This is a genomic window from uncultured Mesonia sp. (assembly GCA_947499595.1).
Taxonomy (GTDB): domain Bacteria; phylum Bacteroidota; class Bacteroidia; order Flavobacteriales; family Flavobacteriaceae; genus Mesonia; species Mesonia sediminis.
The window spans coordinates 297,278-310,035 of the sequence record CANMOY010000001.1; the positions used below are offsets into that span (position 1 = coordinate 297,278).

At 35.2% G+C, this 12,758-nt stretch carries 10 protein-coding genes; 2 read left to right on the forward strand and 8 right to left on the reverse strand.

The window, feature by feature from the left end:
• Window positions 1-144 precede the first annotated feature (144 nt).
• Window positions 145-1,317, forward strand: coding sequence for a GlmU family protein (locus ACH2AZ_RS01285; protein WP_394906283.1), 1,173 nt, complete (start codon window positions 145-147; stop codon window positions 1,315-1,317).
• Between the two features lie 75 nt (window positions 1,318-1,392).
• Here the strand turns inward: ACH2AZ_RS01285 and ACH2AZ_RS01290 are convergent, their stop codons facing one another.
• The 8 genes from ACH2AZ_RS01290 to tsaD form a co-directional block, all read right to left on the reverse strand.
• Window positions 1,393-1,866, reverse strand: a complete 474-nt coding sequence (locus ACH2AZ_RS01290; protein ID WP_394906284.1) for a hypothetical protein — start codon at window positions 1,864-1,866, stop codon at window positions 1,393-1,395.
• 125 nt (window positions 1,867-1,991) lie between these two features.
• Window positions 1,992-2,441, reverse strand: coding sequence for a VOC family protein (locus ACH2AZ_RS01295; protein ID WP_394906285.1), 450 nt, complete (start codon window positions 2,439-2,441; stop codon window positions 1,992-1,994).
• A gap of 536 nt (window positions 2,442-2,977) precedes the next feature.
• A complete protein-coding gene (locus tag ACH2AZ_RS01300; protein WP_394906286.1) occupies window positions 2,978-4,165 on the reverse strand; it encodes a class I SAM-dependent methyltransferase in 1,188 nt (395 codons plus the stop codon).
• Entirely contained in the window at window positions 4,165-5,253 is a 1,089-nt protein-coding gene (locus ACH2AZ_RS01305) for an AI-2E family transporter (RefSeq protein WP_394906287.1), read from the reverse strand. Before ACH2AZ_RS01305 ends, ACH2AZ_RS01300 begins: the two co-directional genes overlap by 1 nt.
• Window positions 5,250-5,765, reverse strand: coding sequence for a TrmH family RNA methyltransferase (locus tag ACH2AZ_RS01310; RefSeq protein WP_394906288.1), 516 nt, complete (start codon window positions 5,763-5,765; stop codon window positions 5,250-5,252). The genes ACH2AZ_RS01305 and ACH2AZ_RS01310 overlap by 4 nt, the downstream gene beginning before the upstream one ends.
• Window positions 5,766-5,767: 2 nt before the next feature.
• Window positions 5,768-6,412: a DUF4159 domain-containing protein gene (locus ACH2AZ_RS01315; protein WP_394906289.1), complete on the reverse strand. Its 645-nt coding sequence runs from the start codon at window positions 6,410-6,412 to the stop codon at window positions 5,768-5,770.
• Window positions 6,413-6,420: 8 nt separating this feature from the next.
• Complete coding sequence (locus tag ACH2AZ_RS01320; RefSeq protein WP_394906290.1) at window positions 6,421-7,125, reverse strand: 16S rRNA (uracil(1498)-N(3))-methyltransferase; 705 nt, start codon at window positions 7,123-7,125, stop codon at window positions 6,421-6,423.
• 1 nt (window position 7,126) lies between these two features.
• Window positions 7,127-8,149 (reverse strand): tRNA (adenosine(37)-N6)-threonylcarbamoyltransferase complex transferase subunit TsaD, encoded by a 1,023-nt coding sequence (gene tsaD / locus ACH2AZ_RS01325; protein ID WP_394906291.1) that lies wholly within the window; start codon window positions 8,147-8,149, stop codon window positions 7,127-7,129.
• Window positions 8,150-8,352: 203 nt separating this feature from the next.
• Between tsaD and ACH2AZ_RS01330 the strand changes: the two genes are divergently transcribed.
• Window positions 8,353-12,732: a translocation/assembly module TamB domain-containing protein gene (locus tag ACH2AZ_RS01330; RefSeq protein WP_394906292.1), complete on the forward strand. Its 4,380-nt coding sequence runs from the start codon at window positions 8,353-8,355 to the stop codon at window positions 12,730-12,732.
• Window positions 12,733-12,758: the final 26 nt, after the last annotated feature.

The window sequence follows — 12,758 nt, forward strand, 5'->3', positions numbered from 1 at the left end:
ATTAGGTTTAAAATTCTGTGTAAAAATAAGCAATTAGTTTCCCATGTCCAATAATTGCCTCCCTAAAGAAATAGAGCTTTTATTTTCTAGAATAAATCAATAAAGAGCATTTTTTCTTATTTTCGTTTTTTAAACACCTGGGTTATGAACTACATATTATTTGATGGCGCTTTTAGAGATCAGCTTTTACCTTTTACTTTTACCAAGCCCGTAGCCGATTTGCGCATTGGCATTTTAAGCATACGCGAAAAATGGGAGCGATATTTACAAACTACAACCACGACTATTACGCAAGAATATTTAAGCGATAAATGGCCTATGGTTGAGCTTGAAGAAAATATATTGATTAATGCTGCCTTTTGTCCTTCGCCCAGTTTAGTAGAGCAGGTAAAACAATTAAAGCCAAATGAAGTTTTGGTTCACGAAGAAGAATACATCGCTTTTTGGACCAGAGAAGATGAAGAAGTAATTCTAGAAAATCTTAACCCTGTGCATGTCAAAGAAGAGCCTTTATTTATTGCTCATACTTGGGATATATTTAAAAAGAATGCAAAAGCTATTACCGAAGATTTTAATTTGTTAACACAGGGCCGTACCTCAGAAAAGATACCGCACAGTGTTTACTGCGAAAATCCAGATTTGGTTTTTGTTGAAGAGGGAGCTCAATTGAACAATGCTAGTTTAAATACTAAAGATGGTCCTATTTACATCGGTAAGAATGCCGAAATAATGGAGAATTCTGCCATAAGGGGACCTTTTGCTTTATGCGAGAATGCCACTGTTAAAATGGGCAGTAAAATCTATGGGGCCACCACTATCGGTCCGTATTGTAAAGTAGGAGGGGAGGTAAACAATTCGGTAATGATGGGATATTCTAATAAAGGCCACGATGGCTTTTTAGGTAACTCCGTATTGGGTGAATGGTGCAATTTGGGGGCAGATACCAACAACTCTAACCTTAAGAACAATTATGCCGAGGTGCGCCTATGGGATTATGAAACCGAGCGTTTTGCAAAAACCGGATTGCAGTTTTGCGGTTTAATGATGGGTGACCATTCTAAATGTGCGATAAATACCATGTTTAATACAGGAACAGTTGTTGGGGTAAGCAGTAATATTTTTGGTGCTGGTTTTCCTAGAAACTTTGTTCCTAGTTTTACTTGGGGAGGCAACCAAGGTACCACTACCTACCAAACCAAAAAATCTTTTGAGGTTTGTGAGATTGTTATGAAAAGGCGTAATATAACCTTTACGGAAGAAGATCAAGCTATTCTTGAAGCTGTGTTTGAGCAAACCAAAAAATACAGACGCGACTAAAGCAAATTGATCAAAACTAAAGGGCAATGCTTTTATTTCAAGTTATTTGATTTAAAATGGTTGGAATTTGAAGGCTCATACAGTAAACTCAATATCTAGAACATCCCGCAGTCGATGTAGACTTTCTCTAGCCAATATCCGAAAGGCTAAACCTATAAACAGATAGCGAATGAATAGCATCTGCCCTATAGCAACCAAAATTAATATGGGCCAATTATTCTCTGGAACAAGTATAAACTCTACGAAAAATCCGACAATGGGTAAAGCGTAAAAGAAATATAAAGCATATTTAAAAAACGGATGTATTTTTACCTTAACCGATCCTTCTCTCTCTTTTAATTTACCTGTTAAAACACAAAATGCCCCCCTGCCTATGCTGGAAGATATAAGTTTAAAATGCGTGCTACTTACCTCACCGCGAAATGATTTATCGGTGTATTGAGAATATAACCGCTTAGAATATTCTGTTCGTCGGATTAAGCGGTTTACACTTCGCGCTTTTGTATCTATTAAACGGAATTGCCGGTAGATTTCGGGAAAAATTTTCATCAAAGACCTATAAAAATAGCCTATATCTTGTAATAAATCTCACAATTTAAAACCACAAATAAAATAAAGCGGCTAAGTAAGATACGCGATGACAGTACTATTTAAGATTGTTGTTGGTACATCTATTATTTTGTAGTCTCGCCACCCATTGCTGTAAACACGTGATCTACGGGCTCCCATAATTCAATTTTATTACCTTCGGCATCCATAATATGTGCAAATTTGCCATAGTCATAACTGGCAATTTCATCTAAAACTTGAACGCCATCGGCTTTAAGCTTTTTTATCAAAGCCTCAATATTTTGAACCCGGTAATTGATCATAAACCCTTTTTTTGAAGGGTCAAAGTATTCACTTCCTTTTTGAAAAGGACTCCACTGTAAATAATTGATTTCGTCTGGTCTATTTGCATTCCTAAATTCAAAACTAGAACCCCATTGGTTAACCTTTAACCCAAGGTGTTGAGCATACCATTCTTTGGTTTTCTCTGGGTTATCTGAGAAGAAAAAAATACCCCCTATACCGGTTACCTTAGGTTCAAGTTCACTTGAATCTGATTTTTTATTTTGGTTCATTTTATACTTTTATACAAATATACTTTTTTTAACTGCTATAAATAACCTAAAAGTTTACTTTCTCAAATGGTTTAGCTGCTCATAAATACTCAAAAGTATCCGTTAAGAAGAAAAAAAATATGCCTAAGCATTCTTTAAAAAAAGGGAGATTTTGAAGGTATAGAATAAACTGCTGAGATTAGGATAATAAGCACAGCAGTTTGTGATTACAAACACAGCAGTTTGTCTTTACAAGCACAGCAGTTTGTGATTACGAACACAGCAGCTTGTCTTCACAAGCACAGCAGCTTTTGTAGAATTTCATTTTACTTGGTTACGGACCGCCTTTTTATTTGATTTTAAAATATAATTTGATTTAAATATGTCTAATGAATTTTTATATCAGTTGGTAAGTCAATTAATTAAAAACTAAGTAGGTTAATAAAATTTAAAAGTAATCGCGTTAGGGATTGCAGTGAAAATACTTTTTGGCGCCAAGCCTAAAAGATTGTAACGTAAAGCCCGACCCGCAGGGGAACGCCCAAAAACAATTCTAATTATACCTTCTGAGTTACTAATATGACTTTCTGATTCTCATGGTTGGTTATACAAAAAATGTATATTTCTCCACCTTCTTTAATGCCATATTTTTTACGGATTTGGGCAACGCTGAGCGGAAAGTTACGTGCACTAATATTGGCCTTTTTGATATTTAGTTTTTTAAAGGCTTTTTTATTAAAAGCCTCGCGTTGAATTACTTTAAATACTCTTCCTGGAAAATCGATTAAAGATTGACTCGTGTAAAGATGGGTATGTTGTGCTAACTTTTGTAGTTCTAAACCTTGACTTATGTTGTTAAAAAAACCAGCTTTTAATAGACTAACATTTGGCTCGTATAAATATTTTAAAACGGGACCTAGTCTTGCTTTGCTACTGCTTTCTTCGTTTAGATTGGCCTTATAAAATGCGGTGTGGGTTGAAAAGAAATTTACACAATGTACTTGAGGTACGGTTGGTTTTGCTATGTGTTCTTTTTTAAGTACCCAAAGCAATTCTTTAAGCTCATTGTTTACGGCCACGCAGTGTATATGTTGAACTCCTTTTAGTTCTTTTAAGCCTAACTTGATATCTAACAATGGGGATGTTTTGAGTAAAACACACTTGGTTTTAGAGAACAACAAATCGAGGTGTTCTAGCACATTGGGAGTGCATTGTGCTAGGCTAAATACTTTTTGCCCTGCGCGGTCTCGGCGAGCAGGGTCTAAATACAGACAATCCCAAGTGTTTTGCGTTTGGTTTAAATAAGTTAAACTATCGGTAGTCAAGCTACTTATATTGGGGGCACTTAGTTTCTGAAAATTGGCTTGCGCTATTTTGGCTAACTCTTCCTGCGTTTCAAAATGCGTTACCTTTTTAAAATACTGGCTAAAATAAAAGCTGTCGACGCCAAATCCGCCTGTTAAATCGGCTAAGCTTTCACCGCTGACGCATTGAGCTTTGTAGGCAGAGGTAACCTCTGATGATGTTTGGGCTAAATTTAGTTGAGGAGGAAAATATATACCTGGGGTAGCATACCAGGTAGGTAATTTGACTTTAGCTTTTTTACGTGCGGCGATTTGCTGTGCTATTTCTTGTATACTTACTTGCTTAAAAGGACTGCCTTTAAGGATTAATTCAGGCAAAGCGTCTTGTTCGTGTTTTTTTATAAAACGTTGAACCTCTTCCTCAAAAATAGCTGGATTCATTATAGGTCTTTGGTTAGTTTTTTCACAATCTTATATTCACTTAAGGTCTCTTTAGCTATTACCTTAATTGCTGTGTAAACGGGAATGGCAATTACCATGCCTAAAATGCCAAATAATAATCCTGCGATAAGTATAATTAAAAAAATCTCTAAGGGGTGTGATCGCACACTTTTTCCGAATATAAGCGGCTGATTGATAAAGTTGTCTATAAGTTGAGCAATTGCATATCCTGCCATTACAAAACTAAGTTTAGGCAAAATTACCGCCGAAAAATCTGCTCCTAAATTACTCGAAATAACAAAAAGTGCCATCAATATACCAGCTACCATAGGGCCTAAATAGGGTACAATGTTTAAGAATGCACAAATTAAGGCAATGGCAACGGCGTTATCAACTTCAAAAGTGACCAATAAAACCGTATAAATAATAAACAATACTAAGATTTGTAAGGTTAAACCGATAAAATACCTTGAGAGCAATATTTTTATTTTTTCAAACATTAACTTAAACCTGGATTCTTCTCCTTTGTTTGAAAACACCAAAATGCTGTTTAATAACAACTTACTATCACTTAATAAGAAAAAGGAAATAAAAATGATAGAAAATACCCCTATAATACCATTACCTAAACCACTAAAAATATAATTTACGGAGTTTGGAATGAATTGAAAATCAAAATTCTTAATGAAATCGGTTTGTTTTAAACCCGTGAGAATATCAATTTCGTCAACTCCAAGATAGGCTTTAATTTGTAGATTTAAATCGTTTAGATCTGCTTTGAAGGCATTAAAATCAATACGACCAATATTTTCGCTTTGTTGGATGATTATAGGAATAAAAAGACTTACAACTCCTATAATAATACTTAAAACCGCACATAGCACCACTACAACGGCTAAGCGGTTTGGAAATTTCAGCTTCTTTTTTAAAAAAAAGACCATGGGTCGGCCTATTAATGAAATAACAGCAGCGATGGCAATAAAAGCAATTACCGATTGAATTTGGTATAAAAACCAAAGTAGTAGTATTATACCCACCAAAACAGCAACCGCTCTTAAAATTCCGTAAGTGATTGTTTTTGAATTCATAGTTGATTCATTTGTTTTGTAAATTCATACAATGTTATACTCAGCGCTTGTGACACATTCATACTAGAGTTTAAGCCAAACATAGGAATATGCACACAGTTATCACAAAGCCTAATCCACTCCTCAGCAAGACCATAACGCTCAGCTCCAAGGAGAATTAATAGTTTTTGACTTGAATTGAGTTTAAAATCTTGTAAAGACTGACTGTCTTTAGTGATTTCTAGTCCTATTATCTTAAAACCTTTGTCTCGGTATTTTTGAATAAGTTCAGGGTTCAATTCACTAACCTGGTGTTCTAAATGCTGATGGGTAGCCCGTGCGGTTCGCTTAAAACGGTTACTCTTCATTAAATCATCGCATTTTGAGAGTAAAATCTCTTCAATATTAAAAGCTTCGGCTGCTCTAAAAATACTTCCTAAGTTAGCCGGACTCGTGAGTTGATGAGCCACCAAAACAATTGGAAATTTTTTGGTTTCAAAACTGGTTTCCTCGTGCGTTAATTGCTGCGGCATAATTAATTTTTAAAAGCATAATGAATAATGTTGGCACCCATCTTTAGTGCTTTTTCGCGAACCTCTGCTGGATCGCCGTGCACAGCAGGACTTTCCCATCCATCGCCTAAATCAGATTCAAAAGTAAATAGTAAAATTAATCTGTTTTGATGGAATAAACCCAAGGCCTGTGGGCGTTTACCATCGTGTTCATGTATTTTGGGCAGCCCTTTAGGAAAATTAAAAGGTTGCTGGAAGAGTTTATGACTGCCGGGTAATTCTTGAAGTTCTTTTTCGGGAAATAATCGTTTTAATTGTGGTATCAGGTATTTATACATACCGTAATTGTCATCTATATGTAAAAACCCACCGCCTAAAAGGTAACGTCTTAAATTTTCGATTCCCTTTTCGCTAAAATAAACATTGCCGTGCCCCGTCATATGTATAAAAGCATAGGAAAAAAGAGCAGGATCTGTTGGTTTTACTTGCCCAATTTCAGTATCTATTTTGGTTCGTATATTTTGATTGCAAAATTGAACTAGATTAGGTAAAGCCGTTGGATTACCGTACCAGTCACCGCCACCATCATATTCCAAAACCGCTACTTTCTGTGCGTAGGTAAAGCTACAGCATATAAACCCTAAACAAAGAAATACAAATTTTCTCATAACTTTAATTATTCGTGTAAAAGTGCAAAGGTGTGTACACCTACTATACCCGCAGTTTCTGTGCGCAACCTGCTGTTTCCTAAACTCACCGGCTTAAAACCTTGATTGACGGCTTGTTGCACTTCTGCCGTTGAAAAATCACCTTCGGGACCTATTAGCAGTAGATAATCTTCTTGTAATTTTATAGATTGACTCAACAAGATTTTTTCTTCGTCATAACAATGCGCTATAAATTGATGGGTGGCTTTAGCCGATTGAATGAATTTACTAAATGGAACAAGCTCGCTTACTTCTGGTAGTTTATAATGTAAAGATTGCTTCAAAGCACTTACTAAAACTCTTTGGTAACGTTCTAATTTAATTTTTTTGCGCTCGCTATGATCACACAAAATAAAACTAATTCTATCTATTCCTATTTCGGTAGCTTTTTCTAAAAACCACTCGATGCGGTCATTCATTTTAGTAGGAGCTATGGCTAGGTGCAAATTGTATCTTCTGGGCGGTGCTTGGGTTACGCTTAAAACTTTGGCTTTTGTTTTTTTACTTGCAATTTCAATCAACTCTGCTTTAAACATATAGCCTTTTCCGTTGGTCACATGAACTAGATCACCCTCGTTCTTACGTAAAACGCGTACTAAATGCTTATGCTCTTCTTCATTAAAATAGAAATGACTGTCTTGGGGTTGTATGTGATCTAGATAGAATAGTTGCATGTTAAATGTGGTAGCGTGCTTTAGCACTTGTTTTTACGTCGGTAAATTGGCCATTTAGAAATTTATAATAACCCACAATGCCAATCATTGCCGCATTATCTGTGGTGTATTCAAATTTAGGTATATGGCAAATCCACTTTTTATTTTGCTCCTGCTTTTGAAGCATAGTACGAATAGCCGAGTTAGCCGAGACACCGCCTCCTATAGCTACCTCTCTTATTTGCGTTTGTTTTACTGCTTTTTCTAGTTTTTTCTGAATTATCTTTACTACCGTAAACTGAAAAGAAGCACATAAATCATTCAAATTTTCCTTTATAAAGTCTTGATTTTCCTTTTGCTTTTTTTCTAAAAAGTACATTACCGCAGTTTTTAATCCGCTAAAGCTAAAGTTTAAATCTTTTACATTAGGTACAGGAAATTCAAAAGCTTTCGGGTTTCCTTTTTGAGCAAGTTGATCAACTATAGGTCCAGCAGGATAATCTAGCCCGAGCATTTTACCGCACTTATCATAAGCCTCACCCACGGCATCATCTAAGGTTTCTCCGATTACCTCCATAGAGAAATAATCATCAACTTTTACAATCTGTGTATGCCCACCACTTAAAGTGATTCCTAAAAAGGGAAAATTTGGTTTGCGGTGACTTGCATCATCTATAAAATGAGCCAATAAATGCGCTTGCATATGGTTAACCTCAATGAGAGGAATATCTAATGCCAAAGCCAAAGATTTTGCAAAAGAGGTACCCACCAATAAACTACCCATTAACCCAGGACCGCGAGTAAAAGCTATCGCGCTTAACTGTGATTGGTCTATTTTAGCCTTCTTTAAAGCCTGGTCTACCACGGGTACAATATTTTGCTGATGGGCTCTAGAGGCTAATTCAGGAACTACTCCGCCATATTCTTCGTGTATTTTTTGGGTAGCCACTACATTGCTTAAAATACGTGAATTTTCTAATACAGCCGCTGCCGTATCATCACAAGAAGATTCAATTGATAAAATGTAGGTGTTTTCTAATGACATTATTATATATTAGGCATAAAAATTGGTACAATTTAAATAAGGTATCCTATTTTTGTAATGCTTTTATGATTACAAATAAGAGCCTTAAACAAAGCTAGAGAAATCTTTTAAAATATTCTAAAAACTACCGCCTTATAAAACGAAAAATAAAAATATTAGTCAAGATATTACTCGGCTTGCTCTTGTTTTTTTTGTTGTTGGTTATGTTTTTTTCAATAGCCAGCGTACAAACTAAAACGGCGCAGTATTTAACCGATTTTCTTCAGGAGAAATACAATGCTAAAATTCAAGTGGCTAAATTACGCCTTTCGTATGACGGTAGAGTGGTATTGAACCAAGTTTTCATTGAAGATCATCACCAGGATACATTGGTAGTGGCCAAAGAAATAAGCACCTCATTACTCAATATTCAAGGTCTAGTCAGCGGTAACGATTTAGATTTCGAAAATACCCACGCTAGCCAATTAAAATTATACCTCAAGCGGTATAAAAATGAAGAAGAAGATAATTTTAGTGTATTTATTCAAAAGTTTGATAGTGGTAAAAAGACTAGCGAAGATTTTTCTTTAACCATCGATGAGATAAACCTTACCGATAGTTATTTTTCTTACACCGATTATAATCTCCAACAGGAACCTGTTATCGCTTTAGAAAAGCTAAATGTTCAAGCCAGTAATTTACTTATAGATAACAGCGATGTGTATGTTCAAATCGCCAGCTTGCGCGGAACAGAATCAAACGGAATAAAAGTAGATTTTTTACAAACCGATTTTGCCTACACCCAACAGCAAATGCGTTTAGACAACTTGGTTCTTAACACCGATAAAACTTCAATCGAGGCACCTAGAATTTATTTGAATTATGAGCAAGTTGAAGATTTATCTGATTTTGAAAATAAGGTAAATATCGATGCTCAATTTGAAAAATCTGTTGTTCATACCCAAGATTTAAATAAGTTATACAACGAATTTAGCAAAGGTAACGAATTAAAATTCTCCGGAAATGTGTCTGGGGTTTTAAATAATTTACACCTTAATAATTGGAAAATGAGCGGAATGAATCGAACCGATTTATCAGGCGATTTAACCCTAAAGAATATATTATCTGGTGATGCAAATAGTATTCGTGTTATGGGTAACTATGACTATTTAAACACCAATTATTATGATGTGGTAAATTTGTTACCAAATCTTCTAAAAGATAGAATTCCTAAGCGTCTGCAAAAATTAGGGCAGGTAAAACTTGTAGGATATTTAGAAGCTGGTCCGCAGCAAGTGGTTACCGATGCTACGTTAAATAGCCAGTTGGGAGGCGGGCAGTTTGCCTTACGTATTAATGAACTCGAAAATATAAACAATGCCTCCTACCAAGGAAATCTCGTTTTTACCGATTTTAACTTAGGCGCTTTACTTAATAACAAACAATTGGGTAAAGTGAGTATTGAGGTAGATGTAGATGGTAGCGGATTTTCAGCCAATCAATTAAATTCTAAGGTAAAGGGTAATATTTCTTCTTTTTACTTTAATGGTTACCGTTATAAGAACATTCAACTTTCGGGCACCTTAAAAAACCCGTATTTTAATGGTAAATTAATCAGTAATGATCCTAATTTAAAATTGAATTTTGAAGGACTTATAGACGCTTCTTCTACCACAAATATTATTGATTTTGATGCACAAATCGCTTACGCGGATTTAAGTGCGCTTAATTTTGTAAAAGACACGACTGCTATTTTTAGTGGCAATTTAAACCTAGATCTCAAAGGGAAAAATATAAATGATGCCGAAGGAGTAGTTCTATTGTCTGATGTGCGTTACCAAAATAATCAGGACAACTATGCTTTTAACCAGCTTCAATTACAAGCAAAAACCAATGAAAAAGAGCGAATTATCAAAATTACTTCACCAGATGTAGTCAACGGCGAAGTGCGTGGTAACTTTTTGATTGAAGAAATACCTAAACTTTTTAAAAATGCCATTGGTAGTATTTATACCAATTATGAACCCGAAAAAGTTACCCCCAATCAAGAGGTATCATTTGAGTTTGACATTTTTAATAAAATAGTAGAAGTGGTGGTGCCAGGAACACAAATTTCTGCAAACACTTTTATAAGAGGAAATTTAACTTCAGAAGAGTCGGCCTTCAAGCTAAGTTTTAAATCGCCTCAAATCAATATCGAAAACAATAACTTTTACCAAATAGATTTGCAGGTAGATAACGACAACCCACTGTTTAATACTTATTTAAGAGTAGATAGTATTCAAACAGGTTTATACACCGCCAGAGATTTTAATTTAATCAATGTTACCTTAAAAGACACTTTGTTTTTCAAGACCGCTTTCACCGGTGGAAATAGAAATGATGATAAATTTGATTTTAGTTTATACCACACTATTAATCAAGAAAATCAATCGGTTGTAGGCTTTAGAAAATCTGATTTCCAGTTTAAAAAGGCAAAATGGCTGTTAAATAAAGAAAATTTAAAAGATAAAAAATTAATATTTGACCATGACTTTAAAGGCTTCAGTTTAGACACCTTAAGCATTACCCATTTAAATGAAGAGATTCGCATAAGCGGTGAGCTTACCGATAGCACTTACAAAAATTTTGAATTGAAATTTAAAGATGTCGATTTACAAAAAATTACTCCAGATATCGATAGTCTTCAAATGAGAGGAACCGTAAACGGAAACTTGAATTTTCTGCAAAAAAAGGGAGTGTACTATCCTAAGAGTAAAATTAAAATAGAGAATGTAGCCTTAAACGATGTAAATTATGGAAATCTAATTCTAGACATCTCAGGTAATGAATCGCTTACTGACTACAGTATTTTAGCAGAATTGAAAACCAAAGAAAAAATGTATTTAAAGGCTAATGGAGGTATCAATGTTAGTCAGCAAAATGCGTATATTGATCTTCTTGTTGATGTAAACGATTTTGATCTAGAAGCTTTTAGTCCTATAGGCGGAGAGGTGCTTACCGATTTTCGCGGCACCGCAACAGGAGATGCGCATATTTTTGGCGATTACGCCAATCCAGATATTAACGGTAGCCTAACCTTATCGCAAGCCGGACTTAAAATACCTTACCTTAATGTTGACCTCGATTTTCAGCCGCAGGCACAAATAAATCTGCGCAAACAGCAGTTTATATTTAATGACATAGCCCTTACTGATACCAAATACAATACTCAAGGTGTTTTAAATGGAAGTATTAGTCATAAAAACTTTCAAGATTGGGCGTTAAATTTACAACTAAACGCACCCAACCGTTTGCTGGTTTTAGATACCAAACAAACCGAAGAATCTTTATATTTTGGTACAGGTTTTATTAGTGGTAATGCTAGTATCACCGGACCTGTAGAAGAATTGTATATCGCAGTAAATGCAAAAACAGAGAAAGGCACTATTTTTAAAATACCGCTTAGCGATTCTGAAAGTATTGGTGATCATTCTTTTATTTATTTTTTAACTCCAGAACAAAAAAAGGCTAAAGAAGAAGGCACTCCCGTTATTATTAAACCCGTAAAAGGCCTTGAAATGGCATTTGAACTAGACGTTACCAAAGATGCCGAAGTTGAAGTAGTTGTTGATCAAGAGAGTGGCAGTACTTTAAGAGGACGTGGCGCAGGAACTTTGTTGATTGAAATAAATACCAATGGTAAATTTAATATGTGGGGAGATTTTGTTGCCTACGAAGGGATTTATAATTTTAAATATGCTGGCCTTATTCAAAAAGAATTTGAAGTAGTGCCCGGTGGTAATATCACTTGGGACGGTAGCCCCACTCGAGCAAATTTGAATGTAAAGGCACTATACAAAACCAGTGCAAATCCTGCTATTTTACTAGAAAACCCTACCATAAACAGAAGCATACCTGTAGAAGTATATATCAATTTAAACGGTGAACTTACATCGACCGATTTAAGTTTTGAAATTGATTATCCTAACTTGAGTAGTGTGGTGAAATCTGAATTAGAATACCGCATCAGCGATAGGCAAAATACAGAGATACAAGCCTTAAGTTTAATTTCGCAAGGTAGTTTTTTCGCTCAAGGCGGATCAGGTCAAAACGCACCAGGTAATTTACTAATTGAAAGGGCCTCAGGATTATTTGATGATATTTTTACCGATGAAGATGGAAAATTTAAAGTAGGAATAGATTATGTTCAAGGAGGAAGAACTCCAGATCAAGAAACAGCCGATCGGTTTGGGGTTACACTGTCTACCCAAATTAGCGAACGGGTTTTAATTAACGGTAGAGTAGGAGTGCCTATAGGCGGGGTAACTGAATCTGTAGTGGTAGGAGATGTTGAAATTGATTTCTTGCTAAATGAAGACGGAAGTTTGCGCGCTAAGTTATTCAATCGTGAAAACGATATTCAATACATTGGGGAAGAATTAGGCTACACTCAAGGGGTAGGTTTATCTTATTCGGTGGATTTTGATACCTTTAAAGAGCTTATAAGAAAGATTCTAAACAAAGAATTAGAGCAAACTGAAACCAAAAAGCTTAGAAAGCGAAAAAACAAACAAGAAAACAAGATCGAGCTACCTAGCTATATTGAATTTCCAGGCCGATAGATTATATTTAGTAAATTCGTTTTTTA

Excerpts from the sequence above, each read along its gene's own strand:
- ACH2AZ_RS01310 (WP_394906288.1), bottom strand. The coding sequence starts at position 5,765 with ATGCCGCAGCAATTAACGCACGAGGAAACCAGTTTTGAAACCAAAAAA.
- ACH2AZ_RS01330 (WP_394906292.1), top strand. The coding sequence starts at position 8,353 with ATGTTTTTTTCAATAGCCAGCGTACAAACTAAAACGGCGCAGTATTTA.
- ACH2AZ_RS01290 (WP_394906284.1), bottom strand. The coding sequence starts at position 1,866 with ATGAAAATTTTTCCCGAAATCTACCGGCAATTCCGTTTAATAGATACA.
- tsaD (WP_394906291.1), bottom strand. The coding sequence starts at position 8,149 with ATGTCATTAGAAAACACCTACATTTTATCAATTGAATCTTCTTGTGAT.
- ACH2AZ_RS01300 (WP_394906286.1), bottom strand. The coding sequence starts at position 4,165 with ATGAATCCAGCTATTTTTGAGGAAGAGGTTCAACGTTTTATAAAAAAA.
- ACH2AZ_RS01315 (WP_394906289.1), bottom strand. The coding sequence starts at position 6,412 with ATGAGAAAATTTGTATTTCTTTGTTTAGGGTTTATATGCTGTAGCTTT.
- ACH2AZ_RS01295 (WP_394906285.1), bottom strand. The coding sequence starts at position 2,441 with ATGAACCAAAATAAAAAATCAGATTCAAGTGAACTTGAACCTAAGGTA.
- ACH2AZ_RS01285 (WP_394906283.1), top strand. The coding sequence starts at position 145 with ATGAACTACATATTATTTGATGGCGCTTTTAGAGATCAGCTTTTACCT.
- ACH2AZ_RS01305 (WP_394906287.1), bottom strand. The coding sequence starts at position 5,253 with ATGAATTCAAAAACAATCACTTACGGAATTTTAAGAGCGGTTGCTGTT.
- ACH2AZ_RS01320 (WP_394906290.1), bottom strand. The coding sequence starts at position 7,125 with ATGCAACTATTCTATCTAGATCACATACAACCCCAAGACAGTCATTTC.